This is a genomic window from Micromonospora sp. AMSO12t (genome assembly GCF_008806585.1).
In the GTDB taxonomy this organism is placed as follows: domain Bacteria; phylum Actinomycetota; class Actinomycetes; order Mycobacteriales; family Micromonosporaceae; genus Micromonospora; species Micromonospora reichwaldensis.
Genome location: NZ_WAAS01000100.1, coordinates 1 through 21,067, shown reverse-complemented (window position 1 = coordinate 21,067; position 21,067 = coordinate 1). Strand labels below are relative to the sequence as shown.

Below are 21,067 nucleotides of genomic sequence, written 5' to 3'. Positions count from 1 at the left end.
CTGCCGAAGAGGCTGAGGAACTCGACCGGCTCGGCGTCGGCCGACCCGAACCAGTGCGGTACGCGGGTGTCGAACTCCGCCGCCTCCCCCGGCGTGAGCACGAGGTCCTGGTCCCCGAGGACGACCCGCAGCCGCCCGTTGAGGACGTAGAGCCACTCGTAGCCCTCGTGGGTCTGCGGATCGGGCTCCGCCCTGCGACCGCCGCCCGGAATCACCAGCTTGTACGCCTGGATGCCGCCGGGCCGGCGGGTCAGGGGCAGCATGGTCATCCCGTGGCGGGTGACCGGGCGCAAGTGGACGCGCGGGTCGCCGGTGGACGGGGCGTCGACGAGTTCGTCGAGCGTGACGCCGTGCGCCCTGGCCAGCGGGAGGAGCAGTTCGAGAGTGGGCCGGCGGGAACCGGACTCCAGCCGGGAGAGCGTGCTCACCGAGATGCCGGTCGCCGCCGACAGGTCGGCCAGGGTGGTCTCCCGCTGCCGGCGCAGCGCGCGCAGCCGGGGACCGACCGCGCCGAGCGCCTGGTCCAGGTCGTCGTCCATGCCGCCATCTTGCCACCTTGGCAACAACATTTGCCACCGTGGCGGCGGCGGTCGCATCGTGGTCGCGGGAGGTGGTCACGGTGACCGATCAGTTGGATGGCAGCTACGACGTGGTGGTGATCGGAGGTGGCGCCGCGGGGTTGAGCGGGGCGCTGACGCTGGCCCGGGTGCGACGGTCGGTGGTGGTGCTCGACTCGGGCACGCCGCGCAACGCCCCGGCCGAGGGCGTGCACGGGCTGCTGGCCCGGGAGGGGATCCGGCCGGCCGAGCTGCTGGAACGCGGCCGGGCGGAGGTACGCGGCTACGGCGGCCGGGTGGTCACCGGCGAGGTCGCCGCCACGAACCGCGACGACGACGGGTTCACGGTCACGCTGGGCGACGGCCGGACGGTGCGTGCGCGACGGCTGCTGGTGGCCACCGGGCTGGTGGACGAGCTGCCGGACGTCCCGGGGCTGCGGGAGCGCTGGGGCAGGGACGTCCTGCACTGCCCGTACTGCCACGGCTGGGAGGTCCGCGACCGGGCCATCGGCGTGCTGGCCAGCGGGCCGTTCTCGGTGCACCAGGCGCTGCTGTTCCGACAGTTGAGCGCCGACGTCACGTACTTCCAGCACACCATGCCGCCGCTCACCGACGAGCAGGCGGAGCAACTGGCGGCCCGCGGCATCGGCGTGGTGGGCGGCGAGGTCGCGTCCCTGGAGGTCGTGGAGGACCGCCTCGTGGGCGTACGGCTGGGCGACGGCACTCTCGTGCGCCGGGAGGCCCTGGCCGTCTCGTCGCGGATGGTGGCGCGCGCCGGCTTCCTCGCGGCGCTCGGACTGCGACCCGCGGCACACCCGGCGGGCGTCGGCGAGCACGTCCCCTCCGACGCGACGGGCCGCACCGACGTGCCCGGGGTGTGGGTCGCCGGCAACGTCACCGATCCGGCGGCCCAGGTCGGTGCCGCCGCGGCGGCCGGCGTGGTCGTCGCGGCCCAGATCAACGCCGATCTCGTCGCCGAGGAGACCCGGCGGGCCGTCGCCGCCCACCGCGCCCCGTTCTCCGCGAAGTCGGAGGCGGCACTCTGCGAGCAGGTGGTGGGCGACCGTCGCCACGGCCTCTGACGTCCCGACAGGCATCGGTGGGCGGTCCCGCCGGAAGCGCGGCGGCCCTGGCGGTGCACGGCGACCCAGCCGGAAGGCGGCCCGACGCGGGCGCGGCAGCCCAGCCCGGGAAGCGGCCTGAGCGGGCGGCGGCTCAGCCCGGGAAGCGGGCGCGGCGGCTCAGCCCGGGAAGCGGCGCGGCGGCTCAGCCCGGGAAGCGGCGCGGCGGCTCAGGTGGGAGACGGCTCAGGTGGGAGGCGGACCGACGCGGGCGCGGGCCTTCCTGGCGCACGCGTCGAGCACGAGGCGGGAGTCCAGCCCGAGGCTCTCGATGGCGACCAACGCGGTGAACGCCGCGTCCGCCAGTTCCGCCGCCACGTCCTCGCGACTGTGCGTGACACCCTTGCGCGGGTTCTGACCGAGCAGACCGATCCAGGCGCTCGCCGCCTCCCCCGCCTCCTCGGTCAGCTTGAGGATCCGGCAGGTCATTTCGGTCTGTCCGGTGCCGTTGGCGGCGTCCAACCAGCCGCGCGAGGCCCGGACCGCGTCCCAGATCGACTCGTCCACGCGACCAGTGAACCGGACGGAGGTCACGGTCCGTATCGCGGGACGGTTGGCGGGTAACCGGGTCCGGGTGATAGCAACAGGGACTAGCAGCGCAAGCGAAGGGACGTGTCGTATGCCGGAGACCGTGGAGACGGTGTTCACCAGCGTGGTCGCCCGCAATCCGGGCGAGCCGGAGTTCCACCAAGCGGTACGCGAGGTGCTGGAGAGCATCGGCCCGGCGCTGGCCAGACACCCCGAGTACGCCGAGGCGCGGATCATCGAGCGGATCTGCGAACCGGAGCGGCAGGTCATCTTCCGGGTGCCGTGGGAGGACGACCGCGGTCGGATCCAGGTCAACCGGGGCTTCCGGGTGGAGTTCAACAGCGCCCTCGGCCCGTACAAGGGCGGGCTGCGCTTCCACCCGTCGGTCTACCTCGGGATCGTGAAGTTCCTGGGCTTCGAGCAGATCTTCAAGAACGCGTTGACCGGGCTGTCGATCGGTGGCGGCAAGGGCGGCGCGGACTTCGACCCGAAGGGCCGCTCGGACCGGGAGGTGATGCGGTTCTGTCAGAGCTTCATGACAGAGCTGTACCGGCACATCGGCGCGGACACCGACGTGCCGGCCGGGGACATCGGCGTCGGCGGCCGGGAGATCGGCTACCTGTTCGGCCAGTACAAGCGGATCACCAACCGGTACGAGTCCGGGGTGCTCACCGGCAAGGGCCTGGCGTACGGGGGCGCGCAGGTGCGCCGGGAGGCGACCGGCTACGGGGCGGTCTTCTTCGCCGACGAGATGCTCCGGCAGACCGGCGACAGCCTGGACGGCAAGCGGGTGGTGGTCTCCGGCTCCGGCAACGTGGCGATCTACGCGATCGAGAAGGTGCACCAGCTCGGCGGGCGGGTGGTCGCCTGCTCCGACTCGTCCGGCTACGTCCTCGACGACAAGGGCATCGACCTGGAGCTGCTGCGCGAGCTGAAGGAGCAGCGCCGGGCCCGGCTCGACGACTACGCCCGGCACGTGCCGCACGCGGTGGCGGTCTCCGGCCGTACCGTCTGGGAGGTGCCCTGCGAGCTGGCGCTGCCGTGCGCGACGCAGAACGAGATCGGCGGCGCGGAGGCCGCGTCGCTCGTGGCCGGCGGCTGCGTCGCGGTGGTGGAGGGCGCGAACATGCCCACCACGCCGGAGGCGGTACGCATCCTCGGCCGGGCGGGGGTGCGCTTCGCGCCGGGCAAGGCGGCCAACGCCGGCGGGGTGGCGGTCAGCGCGCTGGAGATGCAGCAGAACGCCAGCCGGGACTCGTGGACGTTCGCCGAGTCGGAGCAGCGGCTGCGCGACATCATGCGCAACATCCACGACCGCTGCTGGAGCACGGCCGAGGAGTACGGGCTGCCCGGCGACTACGTGGCCGGGGCCAACATCGACGGGTTCCGCCGGGTGGCGGAGGCGATGCTGGCCCACGGCCTGATCTGACGGGGCGACCGGTCCGCCGCGCCAGCGCCGCCGCGGCCGACGCGCGTCGCCCCGCCCCGGCGGCGCCGCCGGCTCAGAAGCTGCTGACCAGCTTCACGAACGCCTCGTCGATCATGGCGGGGTCGGTGGCGTCGAACGCCTTGCCCGACGACGCCTTGGCGATCCGGTCCAGCGTGGCGAAGTCCGAATCCCCGTCGAACGCGATGCAGAAGACCTTCACCGGGCGCCGCGGGTCCAGGGCGACGTCCGCGAGCAGCCGGTTCAGGTCGTTGTCCCGGGCGTACTCGTTCTTGCCGTCGGTCAGCACGACGACGGCGTTGATCCGGTCCGGGTCGTACCGCTCGAGCACCTGCTCGTGAGCGGCCCGGACCGTCGCGTAGAGCGCCGTGTCTCCCGCGACGTGCAGGCCGGCAATCCGGCTGTTGATCCGTTTCTGGTCGAAGTCGCCGAGCCGGACCTCCTCCCGGTAGGGGCCGTCGGGCCGCTTCGAGGTCTCCGAGGAGAACGACCAGAGCCCGACCCGGTCCTCGGAGTTGAGCAGCGCGAGCCCCTTGGCCGCCGCCGCCGAGGCGACCTGGAAGCGCGTGCTGTTGCCGACCGGGGCCTGCATCGACCCGGAGGTGTCCAGGGCGATCAGGATGTTGGCCTTCTTGCGCAGCGTGCTCCAGCCGTCCAGCATCGCCTCGACCACCTCCGGGTTCGGCGGCGCGAAGTAGTTCAGCCCGCCGGTGGGCTCGGCGCCGACGCTGGCGAGCAGCTCCGCCGAGGCCCGCCGCTCGTGGTCGCGGAAGCCGAGGCGGACGAAGCTCTCCTGCTGGTCGTCCGCGGTCAGGAACTTCAGGAAGTCGTCCGCCGCCGCGCGCTGCCGTTCGTCGGCGGAGGGGAGCACCACGAAGGGGTGGTCCAGGTTGAAGGTGCCCTCCTTCGGGTGTACGGCGACCAGCGGCACCTTCGGCCGGGGGCCCCGCTCCTGGCCCTCCTGCCGCGGGCTCAGCCCGCCCTCGTTGTAGAGGTGGACCAGCTCCTCCTGCATGACGATGGCGCTCATGTCGCCGGCGCCCGTGCCGGCCAGGTCGGCCTCGGCGAGGTCGCGCAACAGCTCCACCGAGTCGTCGCTGTAGTGCGACACGTTGGCCTCGATCTGCCGGACGAAGCGGGTCACCTTCGGATCCGCCAGGTCCGACGTGGTGAGGTCGCTGGAGCGCTGCGCGGCGGCGTAGTAGGTGGCGATGGTCGCCGCCAGACCCGAGGTGGAGAGGTTCGGGTTGTCCTTGCCGAAGGTGAAGCGGCCCCACTCCGGTTTGCCGAAGCCCGCCCAGCCCTGCCGTCCGGAGAGGCCGAGAATCTCCCCCCAGCCCAGCGGCCCGCGCTGGCGTACCAGCTCGCCCTTGGGCTGCGGCATCGCGATGACCAGCGGGCTGTTGGCGATCGACGGGTAAGGGCCCGGGGTCTGCGGCGCCCGCCCGGCGGCCTTGTCGAGCAGCCGCAGCTGGCCCGTCCAGAGGCTCGACGTCGGCAACCAGACCTGCGGCTGCGGCAGGCCGGTGCCGCTCCAGCCGACGGCGAGCGCCTCGGTGGCCTTGCCCGAGTTCAGGGCGCTGACGTGCACCTGGGCGCAGCCGCCGCCGTCGAGCGTCCGGTCGCTGTCGTTGTACCGCGCGGCCAACTCGACCAGCAGCGCCGCCTTCTCGGTCGAGGCGTTGACGTCCAGGCGGACGGCGCAGTCGGCCCGGGACCGGTCGCTGCCCGCGTCCCGCTGCCGCACGAGCACGAACGCCCCGCCGATGACCAGCAGCCCGGCGGTTACGGCTGCGGTGTACGGCAACCACTGTCGTGCACGCGACGGGGCTGGGGCCATGGCGACGTCCTCCTCGGCGGTCAACTGGTGGCAGTCAACCTATCGGTGCGGTGCCACCGGCGGTGTCCGACCCGGCCGTCCGGGACGCTCACCCCCGCCCACCTGCGCACCCTCGGTCAGTGGCGGTCGGAGCGGCCGCCGAGGGCCGTCGCGACCAGCAGCCGCACCGCGTAGACCACGGCGAAGGTGGTCGCCCCGGCGGCCGCGGCCGCGTCCACCGTGCTCGACGCGACGTAGCCGGCCGCGGCGCCGACCGAGCCGAGGAAGATCGCGGTCGAGATGCCCCAGGCGTCGGTCGACTCGCGGCGGAGCCGCCGCCCCCAGCCGCCGCCCGCCTGGTCGGCGGGCGCGGAACCCGTGAACGGGCTCTGCGACGTCTGTTCAAGGCGCGTCGGCGCCGTCGGTTCCGGCCGGTCCGGCAGCGGATCCGACGCGGTACGGGGCAACGGCAGCGGCTGGCCCGGCGTCGGCGCGCCGGCGGTCTCGTTGCCGAGTTGGAGCACGGTCTCCCGGCGCAGCGGGCCCGCGTCCCGGACGTCCTGCCCGAGCAGCCGCATCAGCACCTCTTCGGCCTCCGGCCGCTCCGCCGGGTCCTTGGCCAGGCACTGCCGGATCAGCTCGTCGAGGCCCGGTGGCAGCGCGGGCAGGTCGGGCGGCTCGTTGAGCACCCGGTGCATCACCGCGAAGAGCGAGTCGGTGCCGAACGGTGGCCGGCCCCCGGCGGCGAAGGCGATGGTGGCGGCCCAGGCGAAGACGTCGCACGGTGGCCCGACCGAGTCGTTACGGAACCGCTCCGGGGCCATGTACGCGGTGGTCCCCAGCACCCGGCTGGTCACCGTCTCGGTGACGCCCAGGGCGCGGGCGATGCCGAAGTCGATCACCCGGGGGCCGTCCCGGCCGAGCACCACGTTGTCGGGCTTCAGGTCGCAGTGCACGATGTCGGAGCGGTGGATCGCGGCGAGCGCGGTGGCCGTACCGACGGCGAGCCGGTGCAGCGCGTTGCCGGCGACCGGGCCCTGCTCGCGGACGTGCCGGTAGAGGGTCGGGCCCTCGATGAACTCGCTGACCACGTAGGGGCGTTCGCCGTCGACCTCGGCGAAGAGCACCTGCGCGGTGCAGAACGGCACGACGCGGCGCGCCGCGGCGATCTCCTTCATGAACTGCGACCGCGCCCGCAGGTCACTCAGGTCGATGTTGATCATCTTGACGGCCACCTGGTGGCCCTGGTCGTCCTCGCCGAGGTAGACCACGCCCTGACCGCCCGCGCCCAGCCGACCGACCAGCCGGTACGGACCGGCGGTCACCGGGTCGTGCGTCCACAGTGGCACCAGCCCCGGCACCGGCGCGCCGGCCAGTCCTGTCATCCCGACTCCATCGCTGTCGTGTCCCCTGCCACCCGGCAGCGGAGGACACGGTCATGGTGCCATGCCGCCGCCTGCTGGCCGAGGGGTGCCCGACGGACGGAAGGCCTCCCCGGGGCGGGATCGGGTGGGCCGACGCGGCGGTACGACCGAGGCGGTACGGGACGAGCTGGCGCCCGTCGGAGGTCTCCGACGGGCGCCAGCCGTTTCGCGGTGTCCGGGCACTGCCCGAAGGGGAGCTTCACCGTCAGCGCGCGGCTCCCATGCCGAAGCGGTGGCGCTTGCGCCAGACCAGCGACAGCAGCAGGAGCACCGCGCCGGCGCCGACGAGGCCGCCGCCGAACTTCATCGGGGTGCTCAGGCTGTCGCCCGTGACGGGCAGCGGCGGCGTGTGCTTCTTGAGCACGGTCAGCGTCGCGGTCGCCACCCGGTGGTACGTCTGGCCCTCGGCCCGGAAGGTGTACGTGCCGTGGTGACGCGGCGTGTAGGTGGTGCGGAAGTAGCCGTCGTCGTCAGCCGTGACCTCCAGGGTCCTGGGGTTCGGCTGGGGCGCCTGCTGGAACGAGACCGGCACCATCGCGACGATCTCGCCGTCGCTGCGGCGCGCCTGGTCGGCGCCCGGCACGGCGGCGGCGAGCGGGGACGTGCTGACGGTGATGATCACCGTCTCGCCCGGCCCCCAGCCCCTGCCGATCAGGGTGGCGGTCTGGCCGACCACGACGGTCGGCGGGGTCACGGCGAGCGTCGGGGTGCCGCCCGGCGGGTAGATCGGTGGTTGTGGCGTTCCGGTGCCCGGCGTCGGCTGCGGCTGCGCCGCCCCCGCTGCGGTCGGCACGGCCAGCACGGCCAGACCGACCGTGAGCGCCATGATGATGCGGGATAGCCGCATGATTGGTTCCCTCCTACTGATCACAGCTTGGTGCGGAAACAACTTGGGTGGTCCATGGGGTGGCGGTGGGGGTCAGCCACAGCTCGGCGGTACCGACGCCGGTGGTCGCCGTCAGGACGGTGACCTCCAACGTGCGGGAGCCCCCCGGGCCGACCTCGACGTTGGCGGTGCTCACCTGGCGGCGCCGTTCGGTGCCGCTGCCCACCGCCGTCTCGACGCCGTCCAGACGGGCGGCGAGCACCGCCCCACCGGCGGGGCTGTGCACCGACACCAACGTGCGGACGGTGTACGGGTCACCGGCCAGACCGAGGCCGAGGACCGACTCGCTGAGACCCGACTTCGGCGCCGACGAGCGCAGGGTGACCCGGAGTCGGAGTTCCCGGCGGCCGTCGGGCCGGCAGTCGCCGACCGCCAGGGTCGCCGACGGCCGGAGGTAGTAGCCGAGCTTCGCGCCGCTGCCGTCGTTGAGGAACACGCCGACCGTGGGCACGGTGTCCTTCTCCGGAAGCGCCCCGGCCAACCGGCTGTCGCCGATCCTCCGTTGCTCTTCGTTTCGGGCACTCCAGAACAATATCCGGCGTTCAGTGACAGCACGGTCAAATGAGGACAACAACGCCTTCGGGTCTACATTCTTCGTGACCAGCGCGTCGAACACGGCGGCGGCGGAGGCGGCGAAGAAGGCGTCCTGTTCCTCGTTGTCCATCCGCTGGTAGCTGTCGCTGAGCACCGTCTGCACGACCTTCTCGGCGGCCAGCGGGACACCCCCGGGCACCATCACCGGGCCCGTGGCCTTGAGCAGATACGACAGCACCACCGGGTCGACGGCGAGCACCCCGTCCACGGTGGTGCCCGTACGCCGGCGGAACATCTCCCGGTAGAGGGCGGCGGCGGTCGGGAAGTGCGGGGTGAGGTTGACGTCGGCCGGATAGATCCCGGGCAGGTCGGCCCAGAGGCTGCGCACCTCGGCGGGCACCTTCAGCGGCGGCTGGAACCGGCCCAGCGTGCTGCTGGTGCCCTGCCGCCCCATCCGGACCCGGCCGTCGGCCGCGTGGATGACCGCGTACGCGCCGATCATCCCGCCGGTGGCGCGCAGCTCGGCCGGGTTCTGGGAGACCACCAGGTAGGTGCGGGGGCCGTCGGCGCCCAGCAGCCCCGGCAGCAGCCGGCTGGCCTCGTCCGCGGCGGCGGTCAGGCCGGCCAGCCGGTCGATCTCGCCCCGCAGGTCGCCGAGCGCCTGCCGGACCTGACCGACCAGGCCCTCGGTGGGCACCGTCGCGAGGCTGTCCCGGGCACCCTGCACCGTGGCGTTGACCCTGGCCAGCTCGGCCGACAGGGCCCGCAGCCGACCCACGTCCAGCCGCCCGCCCGCCGGCACCAGGCTGGTCAGGTCGGCGCGCAGCAACGGCGGGAACGCCTGCCGGGCCAGGTCGTCGATGGCCACCGAGATCTGCCGGACGGCCGCCAGGTTGTCCCCCGCGTACGGGGCGTGCCGACCGACCCACCAGCCGGGGTCACCGGTCGCCGCCCGGGCACTGCCGGACTGCTCCTGGAGCGCCGCGAGGGTGCGCTGCGCCCGGGCGGTGTCACCCCCGACCACCTGGGCGCTCAGCTCCCGGGCCAGGCCGGCGGAGTTGAGCAGGTGGGCGCGGGCCTGCCAGCCCCGGAAGCCCACCCAGCCACCGGTCAGCAGCAGCAGCGAACCCACCACGAGGGCGGCGAGCAGGGCCCGGCGCAGCTGCCGCCGTCGGCGGGAACCACCACGCCGTCGACGCGGTCTCGCGCTCTCCGTCACACCACACGTCCTTCCTGGGGAACGGCGGGCGGACCCCGTTCCGCTACCGCTCCGCACTGCTAACGATCGTTTTCGCCCAAAGATGACGCGGTTGACCGGTATGCGAGCCCCGCTCGCCGGTCACCGGGCGCCGGGGCGCCCGGCAGCCGCCTCGTACAGCAGCCGTTCGATCCGCTCCACACCCGCCGACATCGACATCTCCCGCAGGTACGCCTCCCGGCCGCGCCGGCCCATGTCGGCCCGGGCGGGTGGCGGGATGGTGGCGGCCAGCCAGAACCGGTCGGCGAGGCTCGCCCAGTCCCCCGGCGGGCAGGAGAGCCCCGCCCGGGCCCGTTCCACCAGGTCCGCGGTGTCGCCGCCGGCGGAGGCCACCACGGGCACGGCGCAGGAGAACGCCGCCTGGAGCTTCGCCGGCAGGGTGCTGCGCAGCTCGGGCAGGTCCCGCAGCATGACGAGCTGGTAGTCGGCGGCGGCGTACAGGTCCGGCATGTCCGGCGGGGACCGCCGCTCGACGAAGCGCACGTTCTCGGCCCGCAGGTCGGCGGCGAGCCCCCGCACCCGCCGCTCGTCCGCGCCCGAGCCCACCAGGACGAGGTCCACGGTGTGGTCCAGCGCCGCCGCCGCCCGTACCGCGGTCTCCAGGCCCTGCCGGGCGCCGATGGTGCCGGCGTGCATCACCACGCACCGCTCGTCGCGCCGGACCAGCCGGTGAGCCGCGCGGCTGGGCCGGGCTGGGTGGAAGATCCGCTCGTCGGTCCAGTTGAGCACCACCCGCACCCGGGCCGGGTCCACGCCCGCCGCGACGACCCGGTCGCGCAGCGACGGCGCGGCGACCGCGATCCCGTCCGCGGCCCGGTAGACCCGCGCCATCGCGGCGGCGATCCGCCCGGCCCACCGCCCGTTCTCGGCCCCGACCGGCTCGTCCTCCGTCCAGACGTCCTGCACGTGCACGACGGTCGGCACCCGGCCCAGCAGGCGGAGCAGGCCCGCCGCCGCGAAGGCGTTCGCCGGCGGCAGGTGGACGTAGAGGGCGTCGACGTCGGCCAGGAACCACCGCCCGGTCACCGCCGCGCTGCCGGCGAACGACAGGTGGCCGGCCATCCGGCCGCGGAGCGAACCGTCCCCGGCGGAGTAGCGCGGGACCCGCCGGACCGTCAGCCGCTCGCTGTGGGTCTCGTACCGCCAGCGCTGCCGCCAGCCCGGGTAGACGTGGCCGCCGGGATAGTCGGGGAAGCCGGTCAGCACCTTCACCTCGTGCCCCCGGACGGCGAGTTCCTCGGCGAGACTGCCCGGGATGAACGCCGGCTCGGGCGGGAAGTGGTACGACAGGATCCCGATCCTCACCGACCCGCCTCCGTCCGGCCGGGACTCCTCGGCGCGGCACCGTGCCGCGGAGTCGTCCGGCCCGCGTACGATGCCGACATCCCCTCCACGTCCGGCCGGCTCCGACGGCCGGCCGCCGGCGCGGCGCCACCGTCCGCGACGGCACCGACGAGAGGGGTCCGCATGGTCGACCGGGTGTTGTTCGTCTGCCACGCCAACCTGTGCCGGTCACCGATGGCCGAGTACATCGCCCGTCGCCTGCTGGCCGGGCGCGCGGTGACGGTCGCCAGCGCCGGCACGGACGCCGTCGACGACCTGCGAATGCACCCGCACGCGGCGGACCTGGCGGCCGAGACCGGCGGGGATCCCACCGACTTTCGCAGCCGACGGCTGCGCCCGGAGCACCTGGCCGGGGCGACGCTGGTGCTCACGGCCACGCGCCGCCAGCGCTCGGTGTGCACCGCCCTCGCGCCGGCCGCGCTGCACCGGACGTTCACCCTCCGCCAGTTCGGCCGGTTGGCCTCGGCCGCCGAACCGACGACGGATCCGGCCGACGGTCCGCTGCGGGCGGCGGTCGAGGCCGCCGCCCGCGCCCGGGGGCGGCTGCAACCCGCCACCGGGGACGCGGACGACCTGCGGGACCCGATCGGCGGCACCGCCGCCGACTTCCGACGCTGCGCGGAGGAGATCGAACGGTCGATGCGACCCCTCGCGGCGCTCATCGCGACAGCCGGGTGAGTTCCTGCGTACGGTCGCTGACGACGCCGTCGACCCGCTCCGCGTGCCGGGCGGACGGGGTCGCGTCCGCCGGCACCTCCGGAGTCGCGGCGGCGACCACCCGGTAGGCCTCGTACTGGTACACCTCCGCCTTCGCCACCTTCGCCATGTTCAGCACGCAGCCGAGCAGCCGGACGGAGACCGAGTTCAGCGCGCGGGCGGCCTGCGCCACCTGGCTGCGGGAGGTGCGGCCCTGCTGGGAGACCAGGAGCGCGCCGTCGGCCTGCACGGCCACGACCACGCCGTCCGTCACGGCCAGCAGCGGGGCCGTGTCGATGATGACGATGTCGGCGGACTCCCGCAGGGCGAGCAGCAGGTCCGCCATCGCCTTGGAGCCGAGCAGCTCGCTGGGGTTGGGCGGCGCCGAGCCGCTCGGGAGCACCAGCAGGGACTTGTCGCCCCAGCGCTGCACCACGTCGCCGACCTGGACGTCGCCGACGAGCACGTCGGTCAGCCCGATGCCCGCGTCGAGCCCCAGGTAGTCGGCGACCTTCGGGCGGCGCAGGTCGGCGTCGACCAGCAGCACCCGCCAGCCGGCCTCGGCCAGGGCGATCGCCAGGTTGCAGGAGAGCGTCGTCTTGCCCTCGCCCTGCAGGGCGCTGGTGACCGCGATGACGCGGGCGGGCTCGTGCACGTCGACGAAGCGCAGGTTGGTGCGCAGCTTGCGCACCGCCTCGGCCCGGGCGGAGTTCGCCGCCGCGCCGACGATCAACGGCTCCGACTTCGCGGTGCTCTCGAAGGGGATCTCGCCGAGCAGCGGGCTGCCGGTGGTACGCCGGAGGCCGGCGGCGTCGCGCAGGCGGACGTCGGCGACCCCGCGCAGGATCGCCAGGCCCACGCCGGCGAGCAGGCCGAGCAGCGTACCGACGGCGAAGTTGCGGACCGGCTGCGGCGAGACGGGCGTCGGGGTGACCCGGGGCCCGCTGACGACCTCGATCCTGATCGGCCCGGCCTTGCCGTCCTGGGTCGTCTCCACCTTCTGCACCAGCTGGACGAACTGCGCGGAGAGCACCTCGGTGACCTTCAGGGCGCGGCTCTGGTCCGTGTCGGTCACCGACGCGCGCAGCAGCACGGTGCCGGTCTCGGTGGAGGTGCTGACCCGGCGCTGGACCTCCTCGGCGGTGAGCCCGACCGGAGCCTCGGCGACGACGCTCTGCGCGAGGCGGTCGCTGGTCAGCAGTTCCGCGTAGGACTTGACCCGCTGCTGGAGGAAGAGGCCGCCCTGGTAGGCGTCGGTGACGCCCTGGCTGGGCGTGGTGACGAAGAAGGTCACCGACGCGACGTAGCGGGGCTGCGCCCGGACGGTGACGAGGGCGGTGACGCCGAGCGCGACCATGACGGTGAGGAGCACGATCCACCAGTGCCGGCGCACGAGGCGGAGTTGGCGGTACAGGTCCATCAGGCGCGCCTCCGTACCAGGCCGGTAACGCCAAAGAACTTCACGAAAACCCCCAAGGTCGACTTAATCTCGTGAAACCATTAAAGCGACTCATACGCCTTATGTCCCGAGTTACGTATTTTCACCCCTTGACATCGGCGCCCGACCCACCACCGGACAAACGGGCGGACGGCGTCCCGGGTGGCGGGGGGAAGGCGACCGGACGTGACGAGGCCGGCAATCGCCCCTCCCGGCTCGCCGGTCGCGGCGCCGCTGGATAGGGTCGACAACGGTGTGCCGGGAAGCCTGGTCGGCGTCGACCCCTGCTGCCCGAGACAAGGTGAATCCCGCGCATGACCAACCGCGCCCCGCACGCCGACCGACCCCGCCCGCCCCGCCGCTTCTTCTCGCGTACGTCCTGGCCGGAGGCCCGGTTCCTGGCCGACGTGCTGCGGACCGAGACCGTCGGCGGCGGCCTCCTGCTGCTCGGCGCGGTGGTCGCGCTGGTCTGGGCCAACTCGCCCTGGGGGTCCTCCTACGCCGCCCTCGGCGCGTGGGTGCCCTGGTCGGACGGGGCAGCCCTGCACCTGGACCTGGACCTCGCCGCCTGGGCCGCCGACGGCCTCCTGGCGATCTTCTTCTTCGTCGTCGGGCTCGAACTCAAGCGCGAGTTCGTCGCGGGCGACCTGCGCGACCCTCGCCGGGCGGCGCTGCCCGTGATCGCGGCGGTCGGCGGCATGGCGGCGCCCGCCCTGATCTACCTCGGGATCAACCTCGCCGCCGGCGGGGACGGGCTGCGGGGGTGGGCCATCCCCACCGCGACGGACATCGCCTTCGCCCTCGCCGTCCTCGCGGTCATCGGCTCGCACCTGCCGCAGGGCCTGCGCGCCTTCCTGCTGACCCTGGCGGTGGTCGACGACCTGCTCGCCATCACCATCATCGCGATCTTCTACACCGCCGACTTCAGCCCGCTGCCGCTGCTCGCCGCCCTGGTCCCCATCGCCCTCTTCGGCCTGCTCGTGCAGCGGCGCAAGACGTGGTGGTGGGCGCTGATCCCGTTGGCGGCCACCGCGTGGGTCCTCATGCACGCCTCCGGGGTACACGCCACCGTGGCGGGCGTCCTGCTGGGCTTCACCGTGCCCGTCCTGCGGGGCAAGGCCGGCGACGCGCACGGGCTCGCCGAGCACCTGGAGCACCGCTGGCGCCCCATCTCGGCCGGTTTCGCCGTGCCGATCTTCGCGTTCTTCGCGGCCGGGGTGTCGCTGCGGGGCGCCGACCTGGGGGCCATCGTCACCGACCCGATCGTGATCGGCGTCGTCGCCGGTCTGGTGCTCGGCAAGGTCATCGGGATCTTCGGCTCGACGTTCCTGCTCGCCCGGTTCACCCGAGCGCAGCTCGACGAGGACATCACCTGGACGGACCTGCTCGGCGTGGCGCTGCTCGCCGGGATCGGGTTCACCGTCTCCCTGCTGATCGGCGAACTCGCGTTCGGCCCCGGCAGCGCCGCCGCCGGCAACGTCAAGGCGGCCGTGCTGACCGGCTCGGTGATCTCCGCGCTGCTCGCCACGGTCGTGTTGATGCGGCGCAACGCCGCCTACCGGCGGATCGCCGAGGCGGAGCGGGTGGACGCCGACCGCGACGGCGTGCCGGACGTCTACCAGCGCGGGCAGGGCTGAACCGGCCGCCGCGCCCCCGGACGAGGCACCGCACCGGGCACGGCTCGCTCAGCGCCGGTCGCCGCGCCGGGCCGGGCCGCCGGGCGGTCGCCGGGCCTGCCGTTACTGCTGGCGGTGCCGGCCCGGCGTCGGCCATTTGGCCGCGTCCGGCGCCGGCGGAGGTCGGAGCCGCCCCGGCGGTCCGGTCGGCCCGCTGGCGGTGAGCGCGGCCCAGAGCAGCCGGCGCAGCAGGACGATCGCCGCCGCCGCGGCCAGGGCCGTCCAGCCCTGGCCGCCGGCCAGCCGCAGCAGCCCGGCGGCGGTCAGCAGGTCCAGCAGCACCCGCATCGCGCACCGCCAGGATCCCGTGCCGAGCAGCACCGCCAGCCCGGCCAGGGTGGCGAGGGCGGTGGTGGCGGTGACCAGGACACGGATCAACGGGCGCGCTCCGACTCCCGGACCTGCTGCTGCTCCTGGCGGATCTCCCGGCCGAGGAAGTAGTTCAGCGCGGTCCGGATCGCCGCGATGGCCGCCAGCTGACCGATCTGGGTGAAGGTCGGCGAGACCGCCGTACGCAGGATGTCCGCCGCGAGCTGGAACTCCAGCCCGAGGGTGAGGAACCGCCCCAGGGAGAGCCGGATCGGGGTGAACACGGCGGCGCTGCGGTGCCGCAGTCCCTCGACCACGAACCGCAGCGCCGCCCACGCCGCCCCGACGAAGATGACCACCGCCCCGGCGACCTCCACCGCCGTGACCAGGCCCTGGTAGCCGTGGCGCAGGATCTCCTCGACGCCCATCCGCTGCCGTTACCCGGCCAGCACGGCGGTAGTCGGCGTCAGGTGAGCTGCGTGACGGCCTCCAGGATCAGCCAGAGCCCGCAGATCGCGAAGAGCACCGCGGCGCCGTACTTGATGGTCTTCTCGGGCAGCCGCTTGCCGAGCATCCGCCCGACGAGGATGGCGAGCGCGTCCGCCGCCACCATGCCGATCGTCGAGCCGAGCCAGGTGCCGAACCAGCCGTACTGGGTGGCGAGGGTGATGGTGGCGAGCATGGTCTTGTCGCCCAGCTCGGCCAGGAAGAACGCGACCGACACCGCGACGATGGCGGACTTGCTGCTCTTCTCGGCCTTGCGCTTCTCCTCCTCGGTGAGCGAGTCACCGCGCAGGGTCCACGCGCCGAAACCGAGGAACGCCAGGCCCGCGACGAGCGAGATCCACTCCGTCGGCAGCGCGGCGCCGAGCCCGTAGCCGATCGCCACCGAGGCCAGGTGCACCACGGCGGTGGCGATGGTGATCCCGATCAGGACCGGCACGGTCTTGAAGCGGGTGGCGAAGGTCAGGGCCATCAGCTGGGACTTGTCCCCCAGCTCGGCGACGAAGATGACGCCGAAGCTGACGACCAGCGCGACGAGGAAACCTTCCATGACATCCTTCCGGATCATGCCGGGAGGAGGTACGGGGGCGCCCTCGACCCGGCTGCAACAGCCTGGGTCGAAGGTCTCGCCCGCCTCGGATGACGAGGCCGCGTGGCCGGATGCGGAACGCACCAGTGTGTCGACCACGACATTGGGGGCTACTCCCCTTCGCGTCGCCCAGCCTAGCCGATCACCGGTCGGGCCGGCTCCGGCGGGTGAAGATGCTCACCCGCCGGCGACCCCGCCGGTCACCTGGCGCGGCCCACCGGTCACTCGGCGCGGGCCAGGGTGACGCCGAAGAGGCCGGCCGGATCGGTCCAGAAGTCGTGGGCGGCGAAGCCGGCCGAGCCCAGTTCGGCGGCGATCCCCTCCGGCCGGAACTTCGCCGACACCTCCGTGCGCAGCTCCTCGCCCTCGGCGAAGGTGACCGCCAGGTCCAGCACCCGTACGCGCATCGGCCGCCGCGCCCGCAGCCGCATCTCGATCCACTCCCGCTCGGCGTCCCAGAGCGCGACGTGGGCGAACCCCGCGGGATCGAAGTCGGCGCCCAACTCCCGGTTGACCACCCGCAGCACGTTGCGGTTGAACTCGGCGGTGACCCCGGCCGAGTCGTCGTACGCCGGCACGACCACCGCCGGGTCCTTGACGAGGTCGGTGCCGATCAGCAGCCAGTCCCCCGGCTCCAGCGCGGCCCGCATCGCGGCGAGGAACCGCGCCCGCTCGACCGGCAGGAGGTTGCCGATCGTGCCGCCCAGGAAGAGCACCAGCCGGCGCCCTCCGGTCGGCAGGCGGTCCAGGTGGCGGGTGAAGTCCCCCACGATGCCGCGCACCCGCAGCCCGGGGTAGTCGGCGGCGATCTCGGCGGTGGACTGCCGCAGCGCGCTGACCGACACGTCCAGCGGCACGAACGTGCCGAGCCCGCCCCGGCGGGTGAACGCGTCCAGCAGCAGCCGGGTCTTCTCCGACGAGCCCGAACCGAGCTCGATCAGCGTCTTCGCCCCGGTCAGCTCGGCGATCGTGGCCGCCCGTTCGGCCAGCACCGCCCGCTCGGCCCGGGTCGGGTAGTACTCCGGCAGGCGGGTGATCTCCTCGAACAGCTCGCTGCCGCGGGCGTCGTAGAACCACTTGGGGGGCAGCCACTTCTCGTCGGCCGTCAGGCCGGTGCGGACGTCCTCCCGCAGGCTGCGGCCCAGGTCCTGCTCCTCCAGGTGGATCTCCAGCGGCTCCGCGCTCATGTCATCCCCTTCGTCGTCGGGTGGAACGTCCCTGTCGGCCGGCGGTCAGACCTCGGCGAGGGCGCGGACGCGTACCCCCGTCGCCGTGGCCTCCACCAGTTGCCCCTCCGGCACCGCCTGCCAGCCGGGGTCGTCGTCGTGCGGCTCGGACGCCAGCAGCACCGAGGCCGGCGTCGCGCGGATCGACAGCGCGTGCCCGGCCACGCTGGCCACCACCGTGCGCCCGTCGGTGAGCAGCAGGTTGAGCCGGGACCCGGGCGCGGCCCCGGCCACCGCCGTCACGGTCTCGGCGACCGCGCGCGCCGGCTTCACCCCGGCCCGCAGCCGGTGCCGCACCAGCGCCCACACCAGCGCCGAGTCGGTGGCCGCGTCGAGGGTGAGCAGGTCGCGTACGGGCAGGGTGGCGGCGAGCGCGACCATCGAGTCGGGCCAGCCCCGCACCACCCCGTTGTGGCTGAACAGCCAGCGCCCCTCGGCGAACGGGGCGGCGGCCCCGTCGAGGACCGCCATGCCCACCGTGGCGGAGCGGACGGCGGCCAGCACCGCGCCGGCCGAGGTGACCTGCGCGAGCTGGGCGATGGTCGGGTCGCTCCAGATGGGCTGCGACCGCCGGTAGCGCACCGGCTCACCGTCGCCCGGGTACCAGCCGACGCCGAAGCCGTCGGCGTTGATCGTCCCGCCGCCGCGCATGTCGCGGGGCGCCCAGGACTGCCGCACGAGCGAGTACGGCGGGTCGAACAGCAGCTCCCGCAGGGTGACCGGCGGCCCCAGGTAGGCCAGGTGGCGACACATCAGGCGACACCGCCCGGCCCGGCGGGGCGGCCCGGGCGCCGGCCGCCGATGTCGCCCCGCCCCGGGGGCCGGCCCCGGAACGGGGTGCCTGCTCCGGCCCAACCGTCCGGCCGCCTCGTCGTCACGGCTGCGACTCCTCCGGCCGGGCGTCCCGCGCGCAGCGGAAACCGCTGAAGATCTGCCGCCGGATCGGGAAGTCCCAGTTGCGGAAGGTGCCCCGGCAGGCGACCCGGTCGGTGCCGAACGACCCGCCGCGCAGCACCCGGTGGTCGTCGCCGAAGAAGACCTCCGAGTATTCGCGGTAGGGGAACGCGGTGAAGCCGGGGTGCCCCCGGAACGGCGTGGAGGTCCACTCCCACACGTCGCCGATGAGCTGGTGCACGCCCAGCGGCGAGGCGCCGGCCGGGTAGGCGCCCACCGGCGCGGGCCACAGGTGCCGCTGGCCCAGGTTGGCGTGCTCGGCGGTGGGGTCGTCGTCGCCCCACGGGTAGCGGCGGGAGCGGCCGGAGGCGGGGTCCCAGCGGGCCGCCTTCTCCCACTCCGCCTCGGTCGGCAGCCGCTTGCCGGCCCAGGCCGCGTACGCCCGCGCCTCGTGGTAGCAGACGTGCACCACCGGCTCGTCGTCGCGGACCGGCGCCCACCGCCCGAACCGCCGGTAGGCCCAGCCGTCGCCGTCGCGTCGCCAGTGCATCGGCGCGACCAGTTCCGCCTCCCGGCGGTGCCGCCAGCCGGCCGGGCTCCACCAGCGCGGGTCGTCGTAGCCGCCGTCGGCGATGAACTCGCGGTAGCGCCCGTTGGTCACCGGCGCGGCGTCGATGACGTACGCCGGCAGGTGGACCCGGTGGGCGGGCCGCTCGTTGTCCAGCGCCCACGGGTCGGTGTCGGTGCCCATGGTGAACTCGCCGGCCGGCACCAGCACCTCGCCGTCGACCCGGACCGTCGGTTCCGGCGGCGGCGGGGCGTGCAACACCGCCGGGCCGGCGCGCAACTGGTGGGTGGCGAGCATCGTCTCGTCGTGCTGCTGCTCGTGCTGCACGATCATGCCGAAGGCGAAGCCGTCGGCGACCAGCGGCCGCTCGGTGAACGCGACCCGGTCCAGCAGGTCGAGCACCTTGTCCCGGACGGTGAGCAGGTAGGCGCGGGCCTCCTGCGGGGGCAGCAGCGGCAGCGCCGGGCGGTCCCGGCGGGGCTGCTTGAACGCGTCGTACAGCTCGTCGATGTCCCGCCGGACGGGTTCGCGCCCGCCCACGTCCCGGACCAGCCAGAGTTCCTCCTGGTTGCCCACGTGGGCGAGGTCCCAGACCAGCGGGGACATCAGCGGCGAGTGCTGCCGCGTCAGGTCGGCCTCGTCGACCGCCTCGGTCAGCAGGGCGGTGCGGGCGCGGGTGCGGTCGAGTTCCGCCGCGATCCGGCTGCGCAACTGCTCCGGGCCCGTTGGGCGCGTGGTCGTTCCGGTCACCGGTGACTCCTCCCCGCGGCGTCGCGTCGCCGCCGTACGCCTCGGTCGATGTCGTCGTGCAGGGCCGCCGGCAGGTCGAGCCGGGGCAGGGCCGCGAGGGCCAGGTCGAACAGGTCCGCCGCCGCGGCGGCCAGCGCCGGGTCGCGCAGGCCGTGGCGGGCGGCGGCGTGCCACCGGTGCGCCACCGGCCCGGCGACGGCGCGGGCCGCGCGGACCGTGCCCGGGTCGGCGAGCAGGACGGCCAGCACCGCGAGCGGGAGCACCCAGCCCCGGCCGGGCTGCGTGTCGAGGTAGCGCAATTCCAGGTAGCCCCGGGGTCGCACCGGCGGGAAGAGGGTGCTCACGTGGTAGTCGAGGTCGTCGGTGGTGGGCGGCCGGGGCAGCGCCCCGTCGACCCAGTCGGCGAACGTGATCCCCGGCGGCGGCGTCCAGTCCGGGCCGTCGCCGCGTACGCAGAGCAGTGGCGCGGCGAGGACGTAACTGGTCCAGGCCGTGACCGGGTCGGCGTCGGCCTCCGGCGTCCACACGGGACGGGTGCGGGCCGGGTCGATGCCGTACCAGGCGGCCATCCGGGCGGACGCCCAGCCGGTGCTGTGCCCGGCGTGCCGGTCGGCCGTGGCGAACGCGGCCAGCAGGGGCGGCCCGAGCGCGTGCACCGCCGCCCAGCGCTCCGGCAGGTGTGCCGGCTCCCCGGCGTCCAGGCAGACCTGGAGACCGGCGGTGCTGTACATCATCGTCCGGCCGGCCGGGCCGCGCCGGTCGAAGACGTGGCGCATGGCGCGGTAGCGGGGGCCCTCGACCACCGGGCGGGGCGGCCGGTGCGGGTCTATGCCGCTGCGCCCGAGGACCAGCCCGACGGCGTCGAGCAGGCCGGTCAGCACGGCGATGTCGCCGTCGGTGGCGTGGATGAGGGTGGCGAGCGAGGTGCGTGGCGCGGTGGAGATCTCCAACTGCCCGCCGGGCTCCACGGTCACGGTGCCACCGTGCGGGAGCGGCTCGGCGGGGCTCGCGCGGTCGAGGGTGCGGGGGCTGTGTCGCCCCAGGGCCGCCCGGAGCCGCTCGCCGTCGACCGGGCGGGCGGGGTCGGCGGCGTCGTGCACGGTCCATTCGAGTTCGACGCCGGTGTGGGTCGGTGGGCCGGTCTTGAAGCAGATGCGCGCGAGGTGGCCCTCGGCGGCGGCGGACTCCCGCAGGACGGTGGTCCGGTCGAGCTCCGGCGATGTCACCACGGCATGGCCCCCTTCCCGGCCGACTTCCGTTCGGTGTCACCGTAACGCCACCCACCGTCATCGGCGCGGGCGTCGGTGGCCCCACCCACTCCTGTCTAGCAGACGAATTCCGCGCGGCCAGCCGGAACGTGCAGCGGAAACGGCGGTCCCGACCCGTCGCGACGGGCCGGGAGAATCAGCGGCCGGGATCGACCGCGAGGGGCGTCAGTCGGTCGGGGTGGGAGACGGGGTCGGGCTCGACCCCTTCTTCGGCGGCTTGTCCGGCGACTC

At 74.1% G+C, this 21,067-nt stretch carries 19 protein-coding genes; 4 read left to right on the top strand and 15 right to left on the bottom strand.

Annotation, left to right across the window (positions count from 1 at the left end; translation table 11 throughout):
* On the bottom strand, window positions 1–539 hold a 539-nt coding region (locus F6X68_RS16660; protein WP_151455155.1), incomplete at its 3' end, for a helix-turn-helix domain-containing protein.
* An 80-nt stretch (window positions 540–619) separates the two neighbouring features.
* On the opposite strand from F6X68_RS16660, the gene F6X68_RS16655 reads away from it, so the two are divergent.
* Window positions 620–1,639, top strand: a complete 1,020-nt coding sequence (locus tag F6X68_RS16655) for an NAD(P)/FAD-dependent oxidoreductase (RefSeq protein WP_151455154.1) — start codon at window positions 620–622, stop codon at window positions 1,637–1,639.
* 225 nt (window positions 1,640–1,864) lie between these two features.
* Here the strand turns inward: F6X68_RS16655 and F6X68_RS16650 are convergent, their stop codons facing one another.
* Window positions 1,865–2,185, bottom strand: coding sequence for a MazG-like family protein (locus F6X68_RS16650; protein WP_151455153.1), 321 nt, complete (start codon window positions 2,183–2,185; stop codon window positions 1,865–1,867).
* Window positions 2,186–2,297: 112 nt separating this feature from the next.
* Here F6X68_RS16650 and gdhA point away from each other — a divergent pair, with 112 nt between their 5' ends.
* Window positions 2,298–3,635, top strand: a complete 1,338-nt coding sequence (gene gdhA, locus F6X68_RS16645) for an NADP-specific glutamate dehydrogenase (RefSeq protein ID WP_151455152.1) — start codon at window positions 2,298–2,300, stop codon at window positions 3,633–3,635.
* Window positions 3,636–3,708: 73 nt separating this feature from the next.
* Here the strand turns inward: gdhA and F6X68_RS16640 are convergent, their stop codons facing one another.
* The 5 genes from F6X68_RS16640 to F6X68_RS16620 all read right to left on the bottom strand — a co-directional run bounded on the left by F6X68_RS16640 (window position 3,709) and on the right by F6X68_RS16620 (window position 10,879).
* Window positions 3,709–5,460, bottom strand: coding sequence for a substrate-binding and VWA domain-containing protein (locus F6X68_RS16640; RefSeq protein ID WP_225852251.1), 1,752 nt, complete (start codon window positions 5,458–5,460; stop codon window positions 3,709–3,711).
* Window positions 5,461–5,609: 149 nt separating this feature from the next.
* A complete protein-coding gene (locus tag F6X68_RS16635) occupies window positions 5,610–6,857 on the bottom strand; it encodes a serine/threonine-protein kinase (RefSeq protein WP_151455150.1) in 1,248 nt (415 codons plus the stop codon).
* Between the two features lie 244 nt (window positions 6,858–7,101).
* Entirely contained in the window at window positions 7,102–7,743 is a 642-nt protein-coding gene (locus tag F6X68_RS16630) for a hypothetical protein (RefSeq protein ID WP_151455149.1), read from the bottom strand.
* 13 nt (window positions 7,744–7,756) lie between these two features.
* Window positions 7,757–9,535: a DUF4012 domain-containing protein gene (locus F6X68_RS16625; RefSeq protein WP_151455148.1), complete on the bottom strand. Its 1,779-nt coding sequence runs from the start codon at window positions 9,533–9,535 to the stop codon at window positions 7,757–7,759.
* Window positions 9,536–9,655: 120 nt separating this feature from the next.
* Window positions 9,656–10,879: a glycosyltransferase family 4 protein gene (locus F6X68_RS16620; RefSeq protein ID WP_151455147.1), complete on the bottom strand. Its 1,224-nt coding sequence runs from the start codon at window positions 10,877–10,879 to the stop codon at window positions 9,656–9,658.
* Window positions 10,880–11,041: 162 nt separating this feature from the next.
* Between F6X68_RS16620 and F6X68_RS16615 the strand changes: the two genes are divergently transcribed.
* Complete coding sequence (locus tag F6X68_RS16615) at window positions 11,042–11,596, top strand: low molecular weight phosphatase family protein (RefSeq protein ID WP_151455146.1); 555 nt, start codon at window positions 11,042–11,044, stop codon at window positions 11,594–11,596.
* On the opposite strand, the gene F6X68_RS16610 is transcribed toward F6X68_RS16615, so the two are convergent.
* A complete protein-coding gene (locus tag F6X68_RS16610; protein ID WP_151455145.1) occupies window positions 11,577–13,034 on the bottom strand; it encodes a polysaccharide biosynthesis tyrosine autokinase in 1,458 nt (485 codons plus the stop codon). The two genes, F6X68_RS16615 and F6X68_RS16610, sit on opposite strands and share 20 nt — an antisense overlap.
* A 332-nt stretch (window positions 13,035–13,366) precedes the next feature.
* Here F6X68_RS16610 and nhaA point away from each other — a divergent pair, with 332 nt between their 5' ends.
* A complete protein-coding gene (nhaA, locus tag F6X68_RS16605) occupies window positions 13,367–14,689 on the top strand; it encodes a Na+/H+ antiporter NhaA (RefSeq protein WP_151455144.1) in 1,323 nt (440 codons plus the stop codon).
* Window positions 14,690–14,791: 102 nt separating this feature from the next.
* On the opposite strand, the gene F6X68_RS16600 is transcribed toward nhaA, so the two are convergent.
* From F6X68_RS16600 to egtA, 7 genes are all read right to left on the bottom strand, one after another.
* Window positions 14,792–15,106 carry a hypothetical protein gene (locus F6X68_RS16600; RefSeq protein ID WP_192581429.1) on the bottom strand — a complete coding sequence of 105 codons (315 nt, stop codon included), beginning with the start codon at window positions 15,104–15,106 and terminating at the stop codon, window positions 14,792–14,794.
* A complete protein-coding gene (locus F6X68_RS16595; RefSeq protein WP_151455143.1) occupies window positions 15,103–15,465 on the bottom strand; it encodes a DUF1622 domain-containing protein in 363 nt (120 codons plus the stop codon). The genes F6X68_RS16600 and F6X68_RS16595 overlap by 4 nt, the downstream gene beginning before the upstream one ends.
* Before the next feature lie 38 nt (window positions 15,466–15,503).
* Entirely contained in the window at window positions 15,504–16,091 is a 588-nt protein-coding gene (locus F6X68_RS16590) for a TMEM165/GDT1 family protein (RefSeq protein ID WP_151455156.1), read from the bottom strand.
* A 260-nt stretch (window positions 16,092–16,351) separates the two neighbouring features.
* Window positions 16,352–17,317, bottom strand: a complete 966-nt coding sequence (gene egtD, locus F6X68_RS16585) for an L-histidine N(alpha)-methyltransferase (protein WP_151455142.1) — start codon at window positions 17,315–17,317, stop codon at window positions 16,352–16,354.
* A gap of 45 nt (window positions 17,318–17,362) precedes the next feature.
* Window positions 17,363–18,109 (bottom strand): ergothioneine biosynthesis protein EgtC, encoded by a 747-nt coding sequence (gene egtC / locus F6X68_RS16580; protein WP_151455141.1) that lies wholly within the window; start codon window positions 18,107–18,109, stop codon window positions 17,363–17,365.
* 121 nt (window positions 18,110–18,230) lie between these two features.
* Window positions 18,231–19,568 (bottom strand): ergothioneine biosynthesis protein EgtB, encoded by a 1,338-nt coding sequence (egtB, locus tag F6X68_RS16575; RefSeq protein WP_151455140.1) that lies wholly within the window; start codon window positions 19,566–19,568, stop codon window positions 18,231–18,233.
* Window positions 19,565–20,797, bottom strand: coding sequence for an ergothioneine biosynthesis glutamate--cysteine ligase EgtA (gene egtA / locus F6X68_RS16570; protein WP_151455139.1), 1,233 nt, complete (start codon window positions 20,795–20,797; stop codon window positions 19,565–19,567). The genes egtB and egtA overlap by 4 nt, the downstream gene beginning before the upstream one ends.
* Window positions 20,798–21,067 lie beyond the last annotated feature (270 nt).